This is a genomic window from uncultured Marinobacter sp. (assembly GCF_913055835.1).
GTDB lineage: Bacteria > Pseudomonadota > Gammaproteobacteria > Pseudomonadales > Oleiphilaceae > Marinobacter.
Map to the genome: position 1 here is coordinate 11,804 of NZ_CAJXKQ010000022.1, position 20,791 is coordinate 32,594.

General features: G+C 60.2%; 19 protein-coding genes. 7 read left to right on the forward strand and 12 right to left on the reverse strand.

The window, feature by feature from the left end:
* Positions 1-85 precede the first annotated feature (85 nt).
* The 4 genes from QZ534_RS12545 to QZ534_RS12560 are packed head-to-tail and all read left to right on the forward strand — an operon-like array spanning position 86 to position 4,583.
* Positions 86-1,495 carry a DUF2868 domain-containing protein gene (locus tag QZ534_RS12545; protein ID WP_296934810.1) on the forward strand — a complete coding sequence of 470 codons (1,410 nt, stop codon included), beginning with the start codon at positions 86-88 and terminating at the stop codon, positions 1,493-1,495.
* A complete protein-coding gene (locus QZ534_RS12550; RefSeq protein ID WP_296934811.1) occupies positions 1,492-2,922 on the forward strand; it encodes a GTPase/DUF3482 domain-containing protein in 1,431 nt (476 codons plus the stop codon). The genes QZ534_RS12545 and QZ534_RS12550 overlap by 4 nt, the downstream gene beginning before the upstream one ends.
* Positions 2,923-2,972: 50 nt before the next feature.
* On the forward strand, positions 2,973-3,368 hold the full coding sequence (locus tag QZ534_RS12555; protein WP_296934812.1) for an ectoine synthase: 396 nt from the start codon (positions 2,973-2,975) through the stop codon (positions 3,366-3,368).
* A gap of 12 nt (positions 3,369-3,380) precedes the next feature.
* Positions 3,381-4,583 (forward strand): CynX/NimT family MFS transporter, encoded by a 1,203-nt coding sequence (locus tag QZ534_RS12560; RefSeq protein ID WP_296934813.1) that lies wholly within the window; start codon positions 3,381-3,383, stop codon positions 4,581-4,583.
* Positions 4,584-4,772: 189 nt separating this feature from the next.
* Here QZ534_RS12560 and QZ534_RS12565 read toward each other — a convergent pair whose 3' ends face one another.
* Together QZ534_RS12565 and QZ534_RS12570 are read right to left on the reverse strand one after the other, a co-directional pair.
* On the reverse strand, positions 4,773-5,948 hold the full coding sequence (locus QZ534_RS12565) for a type III PLP-dependent enzyme (protein ID WP_296934814.1): 1,176 nt from the start codon (positions 5,946-5,948) through the stop codon (positions 4,773-4,775).
* 180 nt (positions 5,949-6,128) lie between these two features.
* On the reverse strand, positions 6,129-6,947 hold the full coding sequence (locus tag QZ534_RS12570) for a hypothetical protein (RefSeq protein WP_296934815.1): 819 nt from the start codon (positions 6,945-6,947) through the stop codon (positions 6,129-6,131).
* Positions 6,948-7,090: 143 nt separating this feature from the next.
* Between QZ534_RS12570 and QZ534_RS12575 the strand changes: the two genes are divergently transcribed.
* A complete protein-coding gene (locus QZ534_RS12575) occupies positions 7,091-7,945 on the forward strand; it encodes an initiation factor 2B (RefSeq protein WP_296934816.1) in 855 nt (284 codons plus the stop codon).
* Here QZ534_RS12575 and hrpB read toward each other — a convergent pair.
* From hrpB to QZ534_RS12605, 6 genes are all read right to left on the reverse strand, one after another.
* Positions 7,899-10,379: an ATP-dependent helicase HrpB gene (gene hrpB, locus QZ534_RS12580; protein ID WP_296934817.1), complete on the reverse strand. Its 2,481-nt coding sequence runs from the start codon at positions 10,377-10,379 to the stop codon at positions 7,899-7,901. The two genes, QZ534_RS12575 and hrpB, sit on opposite strands and share 47 nt — an antisense overlap.
* Before the next feature lie 21 nt (positions 10,380-10,400).
* Positions 10,401-11,072, reverse strand: a complete 672-nt coding sequence (locus tag QZ534_RS12585; protein ID WP_296934818.1) for an SCO family protein — start codon at positions 11,070-11,072, stop codon at positions 10,401-10,403.
* Positions 11,073-11,216: 144 nt separating this feature from the next.
* Positions 11,217-12,137: a heme o synthase gene (cyoE, locus tag QZ534_RS12590; RefSeq protein ID WP_296934819.1), complete on the reverse strand. Its 921-nt coding sequence runs from the start codon at positions 12,135-12,137 to the stop codon at positions 11,217-11,219.
* Positions 12,134-13,195, reverse strand: a complete 1,062-nt coding sequence (locus tag QZ534_RS12595; RefSeq protein ID WP_296934854.1) for a heme A synthase — start codon at positions 13,193-13,195, stop codon at positions 12,134-12,136. Before QZ534_RS12595 ends, cyoE begins: the two co-directional genes overlap by 4 nt.
* Positions 13,196-13,259: 64 nt before the next feature.
* Positions 13,260-13,898 carry a hypothetical protein gene (locus tag QZ534_RS12600; protein WP_296934855.1) on the reverse strand — a complete coding sequence of 213 codons (639 nt, stop codon included), beginning with the start codon at positions 13,896-13,898 and terminating at the stop codon, positions 13,260-13,262.
* Complete coding sequence (locus tag QZ534_RS12605) at positions 13,891-14,628, reverse strand: SURF1 family protein (RefSeq protein WP_296934820.1); 738 nt, start codon at positions 14,626-14,628, stop codon at positions 13,891-13,893. Before QZ534_RS12605 ends, QZ534_RS12600 begins: the two co-directional genes overlap by 8 nt.
* Positions 14,629-14,708: 80 nt before the next feature.
* On the opposite strand from QZ534_RS12605, the gene QZ534_RS12610 reads away from it, so the two are divergent.
* A complete protein-coding gene (locus QZ534_RS12610) occupies positions 14,709-14,912 on the forward strand; it encodes a twin transmembrane helix small protein (protein WP_296934821.1) in 204 nt (67 codons plus the stop codon).
* A gap of 10 nt (positions 14,913-14,922) precedes the next feature.
* On the opposite strand, the gene QZ534_RS12615 is transcribed toward QZ534_RS12610, so the two are convergent.
* Genes QZ534_RS12615 through coxB form a run of 4 tightly spaced genes read right to left on the reverse strand, consistent with a single transcriptional unit; the run spans position 14,923 to position 19,210 of the window.
* Positions 14,923-15,810, reverse strand: coding sequence for a cytochrome c oxidase subunit 3 (locus QZ534_RS12615; protein WP_296934822.1), 888 nt, complete (start codon positions 15,808-15,810; stop codon positions 14,923-14,925).
* A gap of 16 nt (positions 15,811-15,826) precedes the next feature.
* Positions 15,827-16,429 carry a cytochrome c oxidase assembly protein gene (locus QZ534_RS12620; RefSeq protein ID WP_296934823.1) on the reverse strand — a complete coding sequence of 201 codons (603 nt, stop codon included), beginning with the start codon at positions 16,427-16,429 and terminating at the stop codon, positions 15,827-15,829.
* Positions 16,430-16,444: 15 nt separating this feature from the next.
* On the reverse strand, positions 16,445-18,028 hold the full coding sequence (gene ctaD / locus QZ534_RS12625) for a cytochrome c oxidase subunit I (RefSeq protein ID WP_296934824.1): 1,584 nt from the start codon (positions 18,026-18,028) through the stop codon (positions 16,445-16,447).
* Between the two features lie 57 nt (positions 18,029-18,085).
* The gene (gene coxB / locus QZ534_RS12630; RefSeq protein ID WP_296934825.1) at positions 18,086-19,210 is read right to left on the reverse strand and encodes a cytochrome c oxidase subunit II; all 1,125 of its coding nucleotides are present in this window, start codon (positions 19,208-19,210) and stop codon (positions 18,086-18,088) included.
* Between the two features lie 203 nt (positions 19,211-19,413).
* On the opposite strand from coxB, the gene QZ534_RS12635 reads away from it, so the two are divergent.
* Positions 19,414-20,742 carry an MATE family efflux transporter gene (locus tag QZ534_RS12635; RefSeq protein ID WP_296934826.1) on the forward strand — a complete coding sequence of 443 codons (1,329 nt, stop codon included), beginning with the start codon at positions 19,414-19,416 and terminating at the stop codon, positions 20,740-20,742.
* Positions 20,743-20,791: the final 49 nt, after the last annotated feature.

The following is a 20,791-nucleotide window of genomic DNA, read 5'->3' on the forward strand; positions in this document are numbered from 1 at the left end:
GTCTGGTATCAGGTGCAGGTCTCCCTATATCCTAGCACTAAAGCCCAAAGGGCCCGACAGACCGAATTCGACACCGGAACCCTGAATGACCGACAGCCCCCTCCGATTGCTGCTGGAATTTGACAGCCAGGTGCAGCGGGACAGATCACAGCCTCCCACCTTCCTGCATCGCCGGGACCGCAAGTTCGCACTGGTGTGTGAAGAGCAGGGCGTGGCCCCGAACGCCGCCCGCTGGCTGGCCCACCTGAATCGACTCAGCGGACCTCGGTCCACCCCTGCATCCACCGACCGAACCCTGGCAACCTGGCGTCGGGTTGCTGCTGGTTTTTCCGCGGTCGGGTTGATTGCAGGCGTGCTCACCATGGCCGGCCTGCTGTTCTACGATGGAGGCCAACGCATCAACATCACGGTTTTTCTGGCCTTCACAGCTCTGCACCTGGTGCTCGCCCTGTTCACCACCCTGCAATCCCTCGCGGGATGGCAGCCCTGGCGCTGGCTGGGGCGGCGGCTCGGGGCCGAATCTGGCCCTGGAATGTTCAACAAACTCCAGCCACTCCTGATGGCCAGGGCGGCGCACCTGGGCGGTACGGTTTTCGCCACTGCCGGTTTGATCACCCTGCTGGCCATGGTCGTTGTTCAGGATCTCGCCTTCGGCTGGAGCACTACACTGGACACCGCTGCCGCGCGCTATCACGGATTGATAAGCACGGTCGCCACCCCCTGGGCCTGGGCCTGGCCGGCAGCCGCCCCGGATCTTGCCCTGGTCGAAGCAACGCGCTTTTTCCGGGCCGGAGACCCGGCGGCAAGTCCCGACCCGGCCCTGTGGGGCCAGTGGTGGCCATTTGTCACCATGCTGTGGACAGTTTGGGTGCTGTTGCCACGTCTCATTCTCTGGGGCCTGGCCGCAGGGCAGACACGACAGAAGGCCCGTCGCCTGCTGGCCAGTCATCCGGCCATGCACGCCCTGATGTATCGCATGGAAACACCCGCCCTGGACACCGGTAACAGCCACCATGATGCCGACGACCTGCCGGACACCAGCGCCCGAAGCAATGTGCGGCCACTGCCCGACAGTGACATTCTCCTGTGCTGGGCGGGCGCCGGGGAACCGGAATTGCCAGAGGCCCTTCGGTCAGGCAAACAGCTCGTGCTTCCGGCCGGCGGCAGCGCCAGCCTGTCAGAGGACGACCAGACGCTCCGCCGGATCGCGGGGCAGCTGAACAACCGTTCCAATGCGGTCATTCTGCTGGTGCGCTGCTGGCAGCCCCCCACTGGTGAACTGCAGGATTTCCTGGAGACAGCCCGTGGCATCTGGCCCAATGGCTCCCGGGTCGCGCTGGTTCCCCTGGCCGCGGACAGCAACCAGGAGCCCGATGCCCACCAGGTTCAGCCCTGGCTCCGTTTTGCCGAGCGGGTTGGAAGTGAGTTTGTTCAGGTATCGTTGCCCTCCTTCCAGCTGCGGGATCCCTATTCAACGGTCGGGAAACAACCATGATTCAAGCGCCCACGTTTGCCGTAGTCGGGCACCCGAACAAGGGCAAGTCCAGTGTCGTGGCCACCCTGTCCCAGAACGATGCTATTGCCATTGCCCTGGAACCCGGCACCACCAGCAAGCACCAGGCCTATCCGCTGAAAGTGGACGGGCAAACCCTCTATACCCTGGTGGACACCCCCGGTTTCCAGCGTCCGCGCCGGGTACTGGAATGGCTGGAGGCCCACAGTGTTTCCGCCTCCGACCACGGGGACACAGTCAGAGCCTTTGTTACCCAGCATCAGGGCGATGGCCGGTTCACCGACGAGTGCGAGCTTCTGATGCCCCTCATTGAGGGTGCCGGGATCATTTACGTGGTGGACGGCTCGGTGCCCTACAGCGCCGAGCACGAGGCGGAAATGACCATCCTGCGCTGGACCGGCCGCCCGAGTCTGGCATTGATTAACAGCATCGGCGCCGACGACTACAGCGAAACCTGGCAGGCCGCACTGGGCCAGTTCTTTCAGGTTGTTCGCCGGTTCGACGCTGTTCGCGCCCCGTTCGAACAACATCTGGGGCTTTTAAGGGCGTTCGGACAATTGGAACCCGACTGGGAAGCGCCACTGGAGCAGGCCACTCACTACCTGTCCGCCCAGCGTCAACAGCGCCGCCAACAGGCCGCCGCACTGATCGCCAGGGCACTCGAGGACATGATGTCGTTCCAGGAGAAACGCACCCTGACCGCTGGCCAGGCTGCCGGGACCAGTGACGATTCGCTGGCGGACCAGCTACGAAGGAACTGGTACCGCCATCAGAGGAAGCGGGAACAGACCCTCCGTGTGGATATCGAACACCTGTACCAGCACCAGCGTATCCGCCGTCAGGAAGCCGAACTGGAGTGGCACAGTGAGCACGACCTGTTCTCGGAAGACAGCCGCAAAGCCTGGGCTGTCAGCAAGCGCTACCTGGCCACCGCCGGCTTCGGCGCGGGCGCCGTCAGCGGTGCCGGTATCGACGCACTGACCTTCGGCTCCTCCCTCGGAACCGGCGCTCTGGTGGGCGGCCTGATCGGTGCCGCCGGCAGTTATTTCTACGGCGATAGGCTGGCGCTACCAGCGCTGAACATCGGCGTGCTCCGGGACGGATTGAAAACCGCCACCTTCGGTCCTGTACAGGACAGCCAGTTCGGCTATGTTGTATTAGGAAGGGCGGTGGATCACTGGTGGCACATCTCCCACCGAAATCACGCTGGCCGCGACCTGTTGGACCTTGAGCCGGCAGACCATCACTGGCTCGAACGCCTGGAAAAATCGAGCCGGCAACAGATTCAGAAAGCCTTCGACAAAAGCCGGAAACGGCGCCCTCTGGATGAACATCAGCGGGAAAAATTCGCTAACTCGATCGAACAGGCCATGACCGTTTACGACGATTGGCGGTTGAACCGCAACTGAAAACGATGTTTATACTTAAAGGCTATTCCATCACAAAATGAGGAATGCGAATGAAAATCGTACGAGTGCAAGACATCATCGGTACCGAGCGTGAAGTCCACGGACCGGGCTGGACCAGCCGCCGTATGCTGCTGAAAAAAGACGGCATGGGGTTCTCCTTCCACGAGACCATCATACCGGCCGGCGCCGAACTGAACCTCTGGTACAAGCATCACCTGGAAGCTGTCTACTGCGTTGCCGGTAACGGCAAGATCCTGGACAAAACGACCGGTGAAACCCACGAAATCACCGACGGAACCCTTTACGCACTCGACAAGCATGACCAGCACACCCTTTACGGTGGCACCGAGGACATGCGCCTGATCTGTGCCTTCAATCCGCCGGTAACCGGCCGTGAAGTCCACGACGAAGACGGCGCCTACCTGCCTGATACCGGCGAAGACTGATTCGTTTTGACCGTGGCTGAACACCAGGCCGCGACCACACCGCCACCGCCAGCCAAGCTGCTGCCGGTGGCGGTGTTGCTTTGGCTGGCCGGCGTTTACCTGCGCATACCGGTACTGGTCGCGCCACCCCTGGCGCCATTCATCAGCGACGAGCTGGCACTGACCCAGGCCCTCACTGGCGCCCTGACCACCCTGCCTATCCTGATGCTGGCCATCGGCTCCATGCCCGGCTCCCTGGCCATTGCCCGGATAGGACCACGCAATACATTGGCGCTTGCCATGGTCATCATGGTTATTGGCTCCGCCGGCCGCGGCCTGGTGCCCGACACCTTCACCCTGATGCTCGCCAGTGCCGTCATGGGCCTGGGTGTCGCCATGATGCAGCCCGCTCTTCCGGCATTGCTGCCTCGGTGGCTGGAACCCCACCATCTGGCTCTCGGCTCCGCCATCTACATGAACGGCATGCTGATGGGCGAATTCATCGGCGCCGGCATCACCCTGCCCGTACTCATGCCCCTGCTGGACAACAGCTGGCGGGCCACCCTACTGGCCTGGTCCCTGCCGGCCCTGCTGGTTGCTGCCGCGCTTTACCTGCCCAGACGCGACCGGGCCAGACCGGTAGGCAAAGTCTCCTGGCTGCCGGACTGGAGCAACCCGCTCACCCTCAAAATCGGCCTGCTGCTGGGCCTCTCCGGCTCCATGTTCTTCGGCCTGAACGCCTACATGGGCAACCTGATGGAGCAACAGAGCCAGTTCGACAAGCTCTCCGAAGCCCTGTTCTGGTACAACATCGCCCAGGTCTTCGCCTCCCTGACCATGCTGAAAATGGCCCGCTACTGGGTCGGGCGTCGCTCGGTCATCATCGTTACCGCCGGCATCAGCATCCTCGGCACCCTCGGCGCCATTACCTTCACCGGATGGTGGTCCATCGCCAGCGCCACCCTGATGAGCCTCACGGCCGGCATACTGCTCATCCTCCTGGTCGCCCTCCCACCCCAGGTAGTCTCATCCTCGGAAACAGGCCGCCTGTCCGCAGGCACTTTCCTGGTGGGCTACACCATGGCCTTCTCCGTGCCCATGCTCGGCGGCCTCATCGCCGACTGGACCGGCGATGCGAGACACGCGATCCTAACCATCATCGCCTACAGCCTCCTGGTCCTGCCCCTGGCCTTTACCCTCGACCTGAAACGAAAAAAGGACCAGCCCGAAAGCTGATCCTTTAAACGCTGAAAACGGGGTCAGAAGAAAGCGTTCTTCTGACCCCTAATCCTCGCGGACTCCCCGAATAAAGCCCGAGCGGCCGTGGAGTGGGGAAGCTTTTTCTGCCGGGAAAAAATGTCTGAGCGAAGCGAGTTGTTTTTCCCAGAAGAAAAAGCTTCCCCGCTTCGCGGCCAGACTCAGAACTTAAATGTAGTAGTCCTTCAACGGAGGAAACCCGTTAAACTCAATGGCGCTATACGTCGTGGTATAGGCACCGGTAGACAACCAGTACATCCGATCCCCGATGGCCAGATTCAACGGCAACGGATACTTGTGGTGCTCGTACATGATATCGGCACTGTCACAGGTCGGCCCGGCAATCACACAGTCCTCGCCTTCGCCCGCCTTCTCCGTCCAGATCGGAAACTTGATCGCCTCATCCAGCGTCTCGATCAAACCCGAGAACTTGCCCACATCGGTAAACACCCAGCGGTGCAGGGCAGTGCGGGATTTACGGGAAATCAGCACCACCTCACTCACCAGAACGCCGGCGTTGGAAATCAGCGAACGGCCCGGCTCGATGATGATCTCCGGCAGATCGGCGCCGAAATCCTCGTGCAGGAAACGGGCAATTTCCTCGGCGTACACCTTCAGCTCGTTGGTGCGAGTGATGTAGTTGGCCGGAAAACCGCCGCCCATGTTGATCATCTTCAGCTCGATGCCGTCTTCTTCCTTCAGGCGCTCGAAAATCACCTTCACCTTGTTCAGGGCCGCGTCCCAGGCACCGATTTCCCGCTGCTGGGAACCGACGTGGAAAGACACACCATAAGGCACCAGGCCCAGGTCACGGGCCAGAATCAACAGATCCATGGCCATGTCGGTCTGGCAGCCGAACTTGCGGGACAGCGGCCAGTCGGCCGTCAGAGTACCCTCGGTCAGGATGCGCACGTACACTTTCGAGCCCGGAGCCGCCTTGGCGATGTTGCGCAGGTCCGCTTCGGAGTCGGTAGCGAACATACGCACGCCCTTCTCGTAGAAGGTACGAATGTCCTTCGCCTTCTTGATAGTGTTGCCGTAGCTGATCCGGTCACCGCTCACGCCCAGGGCCATCACCTTGTCCAGCTCGTACACCGACGCGATATCGAAACAGGCACCCTTGTCACGCAGCATGGTCAGTATCTGCGGCGCCGGGTTGGCCTTTACCGCGTAGTACACCTTGGCGTAGGGGAAACCCTCGATCAGCTCGTCGTACTGACGGTTAATCGTTGCGGTATCAATCACCACAAACGGGGTTTCCTTGCCGTCGGCAAAGTCCTTGATGCGCTTGAACGTGTCGGCTTCGTAGTAGTCGGCGATGTTGGCGTTAGCGGCTTCGGTCATGGGTGGTGTGTCCCTCCACAGGGCAAACAGGCATAAAAAAAGGCGCCACAGCAAGGCTGCAGCACCCGTCAGATGGCGCGATCATCGGGCTTTTTTTCAGGCCCGGATATGAGCATATCTACCCATAAGTAATGAACGACGAAAGCAACGCCAATGGCATGAAATCGTGCGGGAAAAGTCTCAGACAGCCACCGGCCAGAGTGGCGTCGGCTCCGTGGGCCCATCCGGGTCTTCCGGCGCAGTCTGTTCGCGAAGATAGCCCAGGATGGCCTCCTGCAATTCGGTACCCTGACCGAGTCCCTGATTGCCAAAAAGCCGGTTGAACTCCAGGACGTAGGGATAGCCTTCCACCAGGGCAATATCAAACCCTGCGTGATCAACACCCAGCTCCCGGGCGAGCCTCAACGCCAGATCGGTCATTACCGTTGGAACCGGACTGGTATCAATGCGACCGCCGCGGGCCACGTTATTGTAAAAGCCCTGATCAGCCTGGGTGCGCCAATAGGCCGTCAGCACCCTGTCACCGACCACCACAATACGGGCATCGCGGTCCAGAGGCAGGTATTCCTGAGCGTAGAGCACATCGGTCCGATCGCAGTAGCGGCGCCAGTCCTCGCGGGTTTCGATCAGCCAGACGCCCTCGCCCATGCTGGCCTTCGGTAGCTTTGCCACGAACGGATGAGACATGGTGTCCCAGATCATATCCCGTTCCACCGGGCCATTGGCCTCGATCATCGTCCAGGGTGCGTGCTCCGGCGCGACCGCCTGGAATGCGCGGGTCATTTCAACCTTGTCGTGGCCGATGCGGTAGCTGGCTTCGCTTGGAAACACCCGGCATTTGAGACCGTGCACCAGGGCATTTAGCTGCCAGTATTCGGGGAACAGTACCCAGTCTGCCTCCCGCAACAGTTCTTTATGACGCAGAAACTGGTCTGGCTTGAGAACGGTGGTGTTGGGAAAGCCCAGGGTCCGGAAAATATCGAAGGAAACAAGGTGCATGGATACTGCGCACTCGAGGGTTGAATTGCGCGTATTTTATACAGGGCTGGGGTTCTGGCAAGCGGTATTTTCACTACCCGTTAATCACGAAAAAGCCTTGATCCTGCTACCCTTGAATCAAGCGAGGCAAAGGGACAGAGAGAATGCAGGGACTTGATCCCAGGGCACGGGCTATTCTGGCCGGGGTACGGAAAGATTTGCAGTCTGGTGCCACTCAGCTGGCACTGAATACCCTCGGCGAACTCTTGTCCTACCTGGACGAGGTCAGGCCGGATGTCAAGACCGTTTCCCGGCTGCTGGCAGAGCTCCGGGCTGCCCGCCCGAATATGATCGTGATTGGCAACGCCCTGGGCATGGTCGATCAGCGGTTGGCCAGAGATCCGCGTGCCGCGCGACAGGCTCTCCTGGACACACGGAATCAGTTACAGAACGCCACCACCACCATTGCCCGGTCCGCCCGCGAGCAATTGCCGACAGCCCCCGTGATTATGACCCACAGTGCCAGCTCTGTGGTCCTGGCGCTATTCCGGAGCATGGCCGAAGAACACCAGTCATTTTCTGTCATCTGTACCCAGAGCGGCCCGGGATTCGAGGGCCATTCCCTGGCCCGTGCCCTCGATGATCTCTCAGTACCCGTCATGCTGATTACCGATGCCCAGATGGGCCTGTTTGTCTCCGAGGCTGATGTGGTGGTCACTGGATGCGATACCTGGCTGTCCGACGGCTATTTCATCAACAAAAGCGGCACCCACCTGCTGGCCCTGGCAGCCCGGGCCGCCGGAAAGCCCTTCTGGGTTCTGGCCGACAGCTTCCGCAACAGCGACGCAGACTCCGGGGCGGTTGAACTCGAGGAAATGCCGGTAGACGAACTCAACGCCCCTGAAGGCAAATGGATAAGCCCCCGGAACGTCTACTTCGAGTTGGTGCCGCACTCGCTGGTCAGCCAACGGATCAGCGAGCAGGGCGTTTTTTCGTGCCCTGCTGGGCCTCGGCGGTGAAGGGATCTTCCGGCCAGGGGTGCTTGGGGTATCGGCCACGCATGTCCTTGCGTACCTCGGGATAGGCGTTGCGCCAGAAACTGGCCAGATCCGCGGTAACCGCCAGAGGCCGCTGGGCCGGTGACAGCAGATGGATCACCACCGGTACCCGCCCGCCGGCCACGGCCGGGGTTTCTGTCCAGCCGAACAGGGCCTGCAGCTTGGCCGCCAGAACCGGGCCATTGTCGGCGGTGTAGTCCAGGCGCACCCGTTGTCCGGTCGGTATCGTCAGGTGCGTTGGCGCCAGGGCTTGCAGCTGCTGCTGGGCCGGGTAGTCAAGCAGACTGTTCAGCGCCAGCAGCAGGTCAACCCTAACCAGATCGGACCAGCGATTCATGCCAACCAGAAAGGGCCCAAGCCACTGTTCCAGATTTTCCAGCAGGGAAGTATCGGTTGTGTCCGGCCAGCCATCTCTCGGGAAAGTTTCTGCGAGCAACCGCACGCGGGCCCGCCACTGGCGGCTGTCGTCATTCCAGGGGAGACTGTCCAGACCCTTTTTCCGGATGGCGTTGACCAGGCCCTGTTGGACCAGTTCCGGATCCACATGGGCAATCGGTGTTTCCTGCAGCACCAGCTCACCCAGTTTTCGCACGCGTCTCGCCACGATCCTGCCCTGGCTGTCGTCCCAGAGCGCCTCCTCGGACTCGTGAATGTGATCAGACAGGTCCAGTTCCAGATCCGGGATATCCACCGGAGCAGCCAGGTAAATGCTCGCTTCCCTGGCCCGACCGTCTAGCTCGGCCGCCACCAGCCAGTCGTTCCGGGCCAGGGGATCATCCTCTCTCAGCGCCGCGCCTTTGCCATTGCTGAGCTGATACCTTGGCGCCTTGCCGGGTCGCCGGCGGGCAATACGATCCGGATAGGCCAGGGCCAGCAACCGCCCAACCTCCGTCTCCGACGGTACCTGCGTGTCAGCCGGCTGCGATCCGGAAATCCGGCTGGCCGACTGGCGCACGGCCTTCAGCCGGGCGACATCCTGGGCGCGATCTCGTCGCTCCCCGTAGAACACTCGAACCCGCTCGTGCATATCTGCTCCGGCGCCGGGGCCAAGAAGGTCCCGCTCTTCGAGCAGGGCAGCCAGTGCAGCGGCAGGCCCTCCAAGCCCGACAGCGCTGGCTCTCAGCACCATATGGGCCAGGCGCGGGTGGATGCCCAGTGCACGGGCCGCTTTGCCGTGATCCGTGATCGCTCCGTCCGTATCGAGCATGTCCAGCCACTGCAGCAAGGTCACCGCCTGTCGCCAATGGGCCGCCGGGGGTTCGTCGATCCAGGCAACGGCCTTGGCCTCCCGGGCGCCCCACTGGGCCAACTCCAGGACCAGCGGCGCCAGATCAGCCTCCAGAATTTCCGGAGGCGTGTAATCGGCCAGTCCAAACTGTTCCGATTCGCTCCACAGTCGGTAACAGATTCCCGGCTCCACCCGACCAGCCCGGCCCTTGCGCTGCTCCGCGGAGGCTTTGGATACCCGGCCGGTCACCAATCGCGTCATGCCACTGTTGGGATCAAACACCGCCCGGCGCTGCTGGCCACTGTCGATAACCACCCGGACCCCCTCGATGGTCAGACTGGTTTCAGCAATGGCTGTGGCCAGCACGACCTTGCGTTTGCCCTCAGGCGGCGGTGAGATGGCCTGATCCTGCTGTTCCGATTTCAGGTTTCCGTAAAGCGGTGCGATCAATACATGGTCCGGAAGGTTTCCCCGGAGCTGCTGCGCAACCCGGCGGATCTCTCCGGCACCGGGCAGGAACACCAGCAGGGAACCGGCTTGGTCCCTCAAAGCGTCCTGGACCACCGTCGTTACCTGATCCACCACTCGGCTGTTGCGGGGCGCCGGTCGGTAAAGCACCTCTACCGGGAACGCCCGCCCCTCGCTGGTAATGACCGGGATGTCTCCCAGCACCCTGGCAATGGGTGCGGTATCCAGGGTGGCCGACATCACCAGCAGTCGTAGATCCTCCCGCAGGGCCTGCTGGGATTCCCGAACCAGGGCAAGACCAAGATCGGCCTGCAGCGAGCGCTCGTGGAATTCATCAAAGATGACCGCCGCGTAGTCCTCCAGCATCGGATCGGCCTGGATCAGTCGGGTCAGGATGCCCTCGGTCACCACTTCAATGCGGGTACCAGCAGACACCCGCGTGTCCAGCCGTGTGCGATAGCCGACGGTCTGGCCTGGGTTCTCGTCGAGTTGCCGCGCCATGAATCGCGCCGCAGACCGGGCCGCCAGGCGACGGGGTTCCAGCATCAGGATCTTGCCATCACCTCGCCAGGACGCATTCAGGAGAGCGAGGGGCACACGGGTGGTTTTGCCGGCACCTGGCGGGGCCTGCAGGAGTACAGTACTGGTTTGGTCCAGGGCTGCTTGCAGCTCTGGGAGAATGGCATCGATCGGGAGCATCGGTTCCGGGCTTTCAGGGCGTCAGGAGCTTACCCGGTCACGGTTGGCCTTCGCCCATTGATAGATCCGCTCGAAAGTCTCGGCCAGGTTGTGCGGATTATGGGGCGGCTGGATCACCGCAGCAAGTTCGCCATCGGGATTCAGCAGGGCGAAGTGGCCACTGTGATCCACCAACAACTCGCCGTCCACCTCCCGGTGCACAAATACCGCACTCAGGCTTTTGGCCAGTTCCCGAAGGGTCTCTAGATCACCGGTCAAACCGTGAAAGTTCTCACCGAAGAAATCAGTATAGGCTTTCAGCTTTTCCGGGGTGTCGTGTTCGGGATCCGCACTCACCAGCAGGTAATCCGGCTGGGGCAGTTCCTTCGAAAGCAGCTTGTCGGTCTGGCGCAGGTTGGCCATGGCCGCAGGGCAGATATCCGGGCAATTGGTGTAGCCGACGAACGCAAAAGTCCAGCGGCCCCTCAGGCTTTCCCGGGTGACCGTTTCACCGTTCTCATCCGTCAGCGTGAACTCTGCCAATTGCCGAGGCTGATCATAGACATAGGTATTGAACTCCGTCAGCTCAGGCGCCGGAATCGGTTCCTCGTTGCCCACCAGGAACACCTGTCGTCCGACAACCAGTCCAAAGATCAGAACGACGATTAACAGCAGGAAAAACAGAGTGAGGCGAATAGAGCTGGAAGTTTTCATGGACCGTCCAATTCAAAGGTCAGATAAGCGGGCTGGGATGGCTTTCCGAAACCGTGCGGAGCCAGGGATGGCGGAGCCGAGCGTACACGGACGTATTCACAGCGTGTTTCGGAAAGCCATCCCAGCCTGCGTCAACTCTCTGACTCAGAAGAATACAAAATGATCCACAAGCAATACCACAAACAGAGCCATGAGGTAAGTGATGGAATACTTGAAGGTATTCAGGGCTACCCGCCGGTCATCACCCTTCAACAGCCGCACAGCGTACTGCAGGAAGCGCAGGCCAAGGGCGAGGGCGCCCACCAGGTAAATTCCGCCGGACATGCCCGTGACAAAAGGTAGCAGGCTGACCGCCAGCAACATCAGCGTGTAAAGCAGAATGTGCAGCTCGGTGAACTTGTTGCCATGGGTGACCGGCAGCATGGGAATGCCCGCCTTGGCGTACTCTTCCTTGCGGTGGATGGCCAGTGCCCAGAAATGCGGCGGAGTCCAGGCAAAGATGATCAGCACCAGCAGCAGGGCATGGCCCTCGACCTGGCCGGTGACGGCGGTCCAGCCCAGCAGCGGCGGCATGGCACCGGCCAGCCCCCCGATAGTGATGTTCTGGGGCGTGGCCCGCTTGAGAAACAGGGTATAGACACCGGCATAACCGACCAGGGAAGCCAGGGTCAACCAGGCAGTGAGGTGGTTCACCTGCCACATGAGCACCGCCATGCCCACGCTGGCGAGAATGGCCGCAAACAGGAAGGCGTCCATGGGGGCAATCTTGCCGGTGGCTACCGGCCGCTTGCGGGTCCGGGCCATAACCGTGTCGATTTTCTGGTCCACCACATGGTTGACCACCGCGGCCGCGCCCGCCAGAAGGGCAATACCCAGATTACCCCATATCAACACGCCCCAACCGGGCACGCCCGGCGCGGCCAGCAGCATGCCGATCACCGAGGTGAGGATCATCAGCGCGACCACCCTGGGCTTGGTCAGCTCCAGATAGTCACGCCAGGAAATGGATGTGTTGGAATCGCTCGCAATAGCCTGGGCCGGCAGTGCTTCCACTTGCTCGCTCATGCCGTAACCTCCTGGTTCATTGTTGTTGTATGTGGTGCCTTGGCGCTATGTGGCTTCGGTAACAATTGATGCTGCCAGATCAGGTGAATCACCGACAACAAAAGTCCCGCTCCCATGGCGTTGTGGGCCACGGCGATGGACAGGGGAATATGGAAGATGACATTGGCCAGCCCCAACAGGATCTGGGCACTCAAGACAACGGCCACCAGCTTGATGGCGGGGTCCAGTCCCGTATCCCCGCGTCGCCGCCACATCAGTGCCAGCAATGCCGTGAAATAGACCAGCACCACCATGGCACCGAGCCTGTGGGTAACATGGATGGCAACCCGCCCGTCTGCCGTGAGCTGGCCACCGAGATAGTTGGGGCCTACGTGCTGGGTGACATCAAAGCCGTGGCGGAAATCCATACCCTCGGGCCACCACTGTCCCTGGCAGGTGGGCAGGTCGGTACAGGCAACGGCCGCGTAATTGGCCGCTGTCCAGGCTCCCAGCGCAATCTGCATTACCACCAGGAACAGTCCGCCATACAGCCAGGGGCGGAAACCCGCCAATGCAGTCGTTGGCGGTGGCTCCTGATCCCGTTTTTGCCTGGCCTGCCGTCGCAATCGAAAAGTCAGCAGGGTCAACAAGCTCAGCGTGGTAAAGCCACCAAGAAGATGCAGTGCCACCACTTGCGGCCATAATTTCAGGGTCACCGTCCACATGCCAAAGGCGCCTTGCAGGATGATAAATCCGGCAATAAACAACGGCAGCTTCACAGGAACACCTTCTCGCCGGTGGCGAACGGCATAGCCCGCCAACCCGAAAACCACCAGTCCCAGGGTTCCGGCGGCGTAGCGATGGATCATTTCGGGCCAGCCTTTATGCACATCCACCGGCGTATCGGGAAAACGCGCATTCGCGATAGCAATGTTCGATTCGCTCTGGGGCACCGTGAGAAAACCGTAGCACCCCGGCCAGTCAGGACACCCGAGCCCCGCGTGCACCAGGCGGGTCCAGGCACCCAGCATGATCACGACAACCGCCAGTAAAACGGCAAAGGTTGCCCACTTTGCCATCTTGTGGGCTGCCGTGGATGGGGAAACAGGTGACTGATTCAAGGCTGACTCTCCGCTCTGGCCATTAACCGATCTGCGACAGTTTGAGCAGGTGTTTCAGGTCCTCCAGCATATCCTTGCCGGTGTGCTCGGAACCGTAATGCATCATCACGTTGCCAAACGGATCAACCAGCAGGATGCGGGGCTCGGCTTCAGGGTTGATGCCGGGTGGCCAGTTGGGCTGGGTACCGGCCGCAGGCACGAGACGTTCCATGGAGCTGTATTCGGAAGACCACCGCGCCTGGAGATCCGAAGGTACACTGCCGAGTGCCGCTGCCCGGGAGACGCGATTGGCGTTCTTGCCGAGGGCAATATTCACCTGCCGGGCCAGGTAGAGCAGTTCTTCACACTGGCTGCCACACTGTCCAGCGGACACGATCATCAGCCAGTCCGGGTCAGCTTTATCCGGACCGAAGCGCTCCGCCAGCGGTGTGCCGGAAGCCGTTTCAAGGTTGAGTGTCGATACCGGCGCCACGGGCTGGAGCAGAACGCCGTTGTTGGTGTGACCCGCCGGGTTCAACCAGCCGGTGTAGAACATGATGGTTGCGACAATCATGGGCCCAAAACCGAGCGCAAACAGCAGGAACGCTGTGCGGCGGCCCCGACGGGCCTGTTCCGGGGTTGGCCCTTCGTTCTTTTCCTGGTCGGATATCCGGTTAGCCATTGTCATTGTCATTATTGGCTCCTGTCTTTCGATAACTCGCCACTACCGTCAATATAGTCAGCGCCACGGCCAGCGCAAACCACTGCGTGGCATATCCGTAATGGGTTTGTGGTCCCATCATGTCTGGCTCCCAATCCGCCTGGTAAGCCCCCGGCTGGCGCTCCCCTGAAAGTCGTACGATTTTGCCGGGAAGTTCCGGGATCTCCTGCCGCGCAGCCCGCTCAGAGAGACTTTGTACCCGCCGGGGCCATTGACCCTCTGCCTCCGGCTGATCCATCAGGACTGGGGGTACCGGGTAGTCGCTGATCCGGCCTTCCAGCGTGAAAATGCCTTCAGGCGTTGCCAGTTCCGGAAGCTGGTCCCGGGTGCGCGGTGCCGGAACCCAACCGCGATTAACCACCACCGGCGGCCCTTCCAGAGGACGAAACTCTGTCAGGACTTCATAACCCGGGATGCCATCACGGGTCCGGTTGTCCAGCAGCCAGTTTCGGCTTCCGTACATACCCGTCAGTGTCAGAGGCCGACCACGGGTCAGATCACCGGACACCATGTCCTGCCAGGCCCGGCTTTCAGCTTCCTGCTGCCACTGGTTCAGCAGAAGCTGTTTTTCTTCCGCCCGATTCAGCTGCCAGACACCGAGGCCTATAAGTATGGGCAGGAAGACGCCGCTGAAGACCAGCAACCGCCAGTCAAACTGCCATTGACGGTGTTGGCCCTGCGAATCAGACATGCTCTGCTATAGTGACCTCAGCAAGACCGGAACCTTTTCCGCCCCATACATTCACAACACCCATAGAAACAGGAGCTCTCATGCTCAAGGCCGTAATCGTTTTTCTGATGCTTGCCGTTGTGGTGAGCCTGTTCAGTGGCCTGTTCTTTCTTATCAAGGATGGCGGCAAAACCCATCGGGTCGTGAACTCTCTGGCGGTGCGGGTCGCGCTTAGCATACTGCTCCTGGCGATCATTCTGATCGCGCTTTGGCAGGGCGCCCTGACACTTAACCCGACGCCCTGATCCTTGAACCTCAAATAATGTAAACAAAAACAAACAGGCCAAGCCAGACAACATCCACGAAGTGCCAGTACCAGGCCGCCGCCTCAAAGCCAAAATGCTTCTCGGCCGTAAAGTGTCCCTTGTTGATGCGTACAAGCATGATGATCAGCATCAACGAACCCAGCATCACATGGGCGCCATGGAAGCCCGTCAGCATGAAGAATGTGCTGCCGTATATGCCGGAACTGAGGGTCAGATCCAGATCCTGATAGGCGTGCATGTACTCGTAGCCCTGTACGAACAGGAAGACCAGTGCAAGAGCAATGGTTATCGCCAGCCAGAGCTTGGTTTTCGCCCGGTTACCCACTTTCAGGGCATGGTGAGCCACCGTAATCGTGAATGACGAGGTGACCAGCAGAATGGTGTTCATCAACGGCAGGCCCCAGGCGCTAATGACTTCCTTGGGGCCAGGGTAGGCTTCAGGATTGGGGTTGTTGATCAGTGGCCAGTTGGCCGAAAACCCCTCCCACAACATGTTCGTGCTGCCTTTGTCGCCCTCACCGCCAAGCCAGGGCACAACGAACACGCGAACGTAGAAGAGGGCGCCGAAAAACGCCGCAAAAAACATTACCTCTGAGAAGATGAACCAACTCATGCCCCAGCGGAACGAGCGGTCCATCTGTTCGCTGTACAACCCAGCCCGGCTCTCTTTAATGACGTTTCCGAACCAGCCAAACAGCATATACGCCATGATCAGGGCGCCAATCAGGAACATGATCCAGGCGCCTGTCGTGCTCTCACCCTGCTTGCCATTGACCATGATGGCGGCCACCCCGTAGAGGGTCACCCCAAGGCCAACGGTCGCTATGATGGGCCACTTGCTTTGTTCCGGAACGTAATAGGTCTGGTTTTCCGCCATGACAGTCTCCGATGGCTTATCCGTTATCGTTTGTTGTTGTGTCTTTCCGGGAAGTTTGCGTTACCGCCGGCTGCTTGCCCTGGTCATACAGCGTGTAGGACAGCGTGAGCTTGGTGATGTGCTCGGGCAGGTCCTTGTCGACGATGAAAATGAGCGGCATTTCGGTGCTTTCACCGGCCTCAAGCGGTTGCTGGTTGAAGCAGAAGCACTCGGTCTTGTGGAAGTACAGTGTGCCTTCCGAAGGTGCCAGGCTTGGGACCGCCTGCCCGACCATGGCCTCGGTTGTCGGATTTTCCGCATAGAAGTTCACCGTGGTCGGCTCCCCGGGATGCACCTCCACGGAACGCACGACCGGGCGAAACTTCCAGGTCATCCCCGGGCCATTGGACGCAAGAAACTGGACTTTCACCGTGCGGGTCATATCCGCTTCGGCCACCTCGGTGGACTCGTACCGGCCACCGGTCTTGCCGTTGATCCCGGTAATCTCGCAGAACACGTCGTACAGGGGCACCATGGCAAACCCGAAGGCAAACATGCCGACAACGCCGGCCAGGCACCAGCCCACCACCCGGGCATTGCCCCGGGGTGCGCCTGAGTTGTTCACCTGTTGGTCTGTCATGGGCCCGCGCTCCGGTTACTTCACTTCCGGGGGAGTGGCAAACGTGTGGTATGGCGCCGGTGAGGACACAGTCCACTCAAGGCCTTCAGCGCCATCCCAGGGCTTGGCAGGAGCCTCCTTGCCACCCTTGATGCACTTGACCACGATCAACAGGAACAACAGCTGTGTGGCACCGAACATGAAGGCACCAACGCTGGAAACCATGTTGAAGTCCGCAAACTGGAGTGCGTAGTCGGGAATACGGCGCGGCATGCCCGCCAGGCCCAGGAAGTGCATCGGGAAGAAGGCCAGGTTCATACCGATAAACGACAGCCAGAAATGGGTCTTGGCCAGGGTTTCGTCATACATGTGGCCGGTCCACTTGGGCAGCCAGAAGTAGGCGGAAGCAAAGATCCCGAAGATCGCACCCGGTACCAGTACATAGTGGAAGTGGGCAACCACGAAGTAGGTATCGTGGTACTGGAAGTCAGCCGGCGCGATGGCCAGCATCAGGCCGGAGAAACCACCGATGGTGAACAGGATCACGAAGGCCACCGCAAACAGCATGGGCGCCTCAAAGGTAAGAGAACCCCGGAACATGGTGGCCACCCAGTTGAACACCTTCACCCCGGTCGGTACCGCAATCAGCATGGTGGCGTACATGAAGAACAGCTGACCCACGATGGGAATACCCACGGTGAACATATGGTGCGCCCAGACCACGAAGGAAAGCAGGGCGATGGCGCCCACCGCATAGACCATGGAGGCGTAGCCAAACAGCGGCTTTCGGGAGAACGCCGGGATTATGTGGGAAACCGCCCCGAAGGCCGGCAGGATCATGATGTACACCTCGGGATGCCCGAAGAACCAGAACACATGCTGGAACAGCACCGGGTCACCGCCGCCGGAGGCGTCAAAGAAGCTGGTGCCAAAGTTGATGTCCATCAGCATCATGGTGACCACCCCGGCCAGTACCGGCATTACGGCGATCAACAGGAACGCGGTGATCAGCCAGGTCCAGACGAACAGGGGCATTTTCATCAGGGTCATGCCCGGCGCCCGCAGGTTCAGGATGGTGGCGATCACGTTGATGGCGCCCATGATCGAGGAAATACCCATGATATGGACGGCAAAAATGAAGAAGGTGGTACTGGGCGGCCCATAGGTCGTCGACAGGGGCGCGTAGAAGGTCCAGCCGAAGTTGGGCGCACCACCTTCCATGAACAGCGTGGAGACCAGGATCAGGAAGGCGCAGGGCAGCAGCCAGAAGCTCCAGTTGTTCATCCGCGGCAGTGCCATGTCGGGCGCCCCGATCATCAGAGGCAACATCCAGTTGGCCAGGCCCACAAAGGCCGGCATGACCGCACCGAAGACCATGATCAGGCCATGCATGGTGGTCATCTGGTTGAAGAACTCGGGCTGCACAATCTGCAGACCGGGCTGGAACAGCTCTGCCCGAATGACCATGGCCATGGTTCCGCCCAGAAGGAACATGGCGAAACTGAATATCAGGTACATGGTCCCGATATCCTTGTGGTTCGTGGTCAGCAGCCAGCGGCTGATGCCTTTGGCCGGGCCGTGATGATGATCCTGGGCGTGGGTATCTGCAACCGCACTCATGAAAACCCCCGTTACCGCCATTTATTGTGGCTGGTGATATCTGTTATCTGGCGATGATTACTGCTGGTTCTTGTAATCAAAAATTTCTTTCGGAGTGACCATTTCACCGGTGTTGTTACCCCAGGCGTTCCGCTCGTAGGTAATCACCGCCGCCAGGTCCACTTCGCTCAGCTGGTTGCCGAAAGCCTGCATTGACGTTCCGGACTTGCCGTTCACCACAATGTCGATGTGGGCCGCCATGTCCTGGGTTGCAATAGGGCTGCCCTTCAGCGCGGGGAAGGCCGGCGGAGCACCGCTGCCATCCGCCTGGTGACAGGCGGCGCAGGCGGTCTGGTAGGCTTTTTCGCCGCGCTCCATCAGCTCGGCCATGGTCCAGTCTTTCTGGGTCAGCTGGCGTTCACGTTCGGCCGCTTCTTTCTTTTCGGCAACCCAGGCGTTGTACTCCTCCTCGGGAACCGCCTCGACAACGACCGGCATGAAGCCATGGTCCTTGCCGCAAAGCTCGGTGCACTGACCGCGATAGATACCGGGCTCGTCCACACGGGTCCAGGTCTCGTTGATAAAGCCGGGAATGGCATCCTTCTTGACGCCGAAATCCGGCACCCACCAGGAGTGGATAACATCGTTGGCCGTCAACAGGAAGCGCACCTTCTTGCCCACCGGAATCACCAGCGGGTTGTCCACCTCCAGCAGGTAATTCTCGCCCTTGGCCTGACGGTTCTCGATCTGATCCCGTGGTGTGGAGAGGTTGGAGAAGTAGCCAAAATCCTCATTAATGTATTCGTATTGCCACTTCCACTGATAGCCGGTGACCTTGATATCCACTTCCGATTCCGTGGTGTCATACATATCGACCAGGGTCGCCGTGGCAGGAATCGCCATAACAACCAGAATGACAAAAGGTATGATGGTCCAGAGAATCTCGACCAGGGTATTTTCGTGGAAGTTGGCCGGTTTGGCGCCCTGGGATTTTCGATGGGCAAAAATAGACCAGAACATGACTCCGAAAACCACGACGCCAATGACGACGCAGATCCAGAGTATGGTCATGTGAAGGCTGAAAATTTCATTACTGGTGCCGGTCACCCCCGGGGTCATGTTCAGTGTCCAGTCCGCCATGGACCAGGCGGGGAACATCAGACCGCCTAAAAGGGCACCTGCCCGCTGAGCGTGCACGCGCATACTGTGTCTCCACAGAGTGTTATTCTTGTCGGATTTTGCGTTATCCCACCGGTATCACTGGCGCTCGCATACACCAGAAAAACCAGAGTGGAAGCCTGCTTACGGATACCTCAGATTCGAGTATAGACACAGATCAAAAAAAGACTAAAAAATCGGCTAAATCCAAAAAAGCTAACCACGGAATTTTAAGACTTAAAAAGAATATGACTTTTAACCTCCCGGCGACCGACCGGCGACTATGGGCTTTGGCCTGGCCGTTGATGCTCACCAATCTCACTGTGCCTCTGCTGGGACTGGTGGACACTGCCGTGCTCGGGCATCTGGAAAGCCCCGAATATCTGGGCGCCGTTGCCGTGGGCGCCAATCTGTTCAGCATCCTGTACTGGACCTTTGGCTTCATGCGGATGGGCACGACCGGCCTGGCGGCCCAGGCATGGGGCAAGCGCGACAGCTTCAGCCAGGTGGCTCTACTGCTGCGCTCGGTCTTGCTGGCAACGGGGATTGGCGTGCTGCTGATTCTGTGTCACCAGCCGCTGATCCAGACAGGTCTGACCCTTATGAATCCCAGTCAGGGCGTTACCGAGCTGGCGGCCGAGTATGCAGCTATCCGGATCTGGAGCGCGCCGGCCGTTCTGTGCCAGTACACGCTGGTTGGCTGGCTGATCGGCACCCAGTTTCCCCGGGGCCCCATGATCATGCTGATTGCCGCCAACGGCCTGAACATCGTGCTGGATATACTCTTCGTTACCGTGCTGGGCTGGAACAGCAGAGGCGTGGCCATCGCCACGGTGATTGCCGAGTACGGTGCCGCCACGATCGGATTCCTGATCGTGTTGAGTCGGATGCCTGAAGGCCAGACACTCACCCGCGCCCTGTTCGGCAAACTGGAGGATTACCTGAAGATCCTCCGGGTGAATCGCTACATCATGGTTCGCACCATCGCCCTGTTGCTGGTGCTGGCATTCTTTACCGCCCAGGGTGCCCGCCAGGGCGACACCATCCTGGCGGCAAACGCGGTTCTGATCACCTTTCTGCTACTCATATCGAACGCCCTGGACGGTTTCGCCAATGCCGCCGAGGCGCTGATTGGCGAAGCCGTGGGAAAAGGCAGCCGACGCCAGTTCCGGGTGGTCTTCCGCAGTGCCCTGAGATGGTCACTCTGGGGCGCCCTGTTGCTCACCATTGTTTTTGTGGCCGGCGGACATTGGCTGATCTCGCTGCTTACCGGTATCGAAGAGGTCAGAGCCACCGCCTGGCGTTACCTGCCCTGGTTATGGCTGCTACCGTTTGCCGCAGTCTGGGGTTTCCTTCTGGACGGGGTGTTCATCGGAGCCACCCGGACCCGGGACATGCAGAACACCATGCTGTTCTCGGCCCTGGCCGTGTTTGCACCGGCGTGGTGGCTGACCACAGGCTGGGGCAATCACGGGCTCTGGTTCGCGCTGATTTCCCTGATGGTGGCGCGGGCCGTGAGCATGGGCTGGCTCTGCTGGTCCCACACCCGTCATGGCCGGTGGTTCGAGAGCCAGTGACGCAGATTCAATCTGTAACATTACGGCCGTGTATTTTCGCAATGGCGGA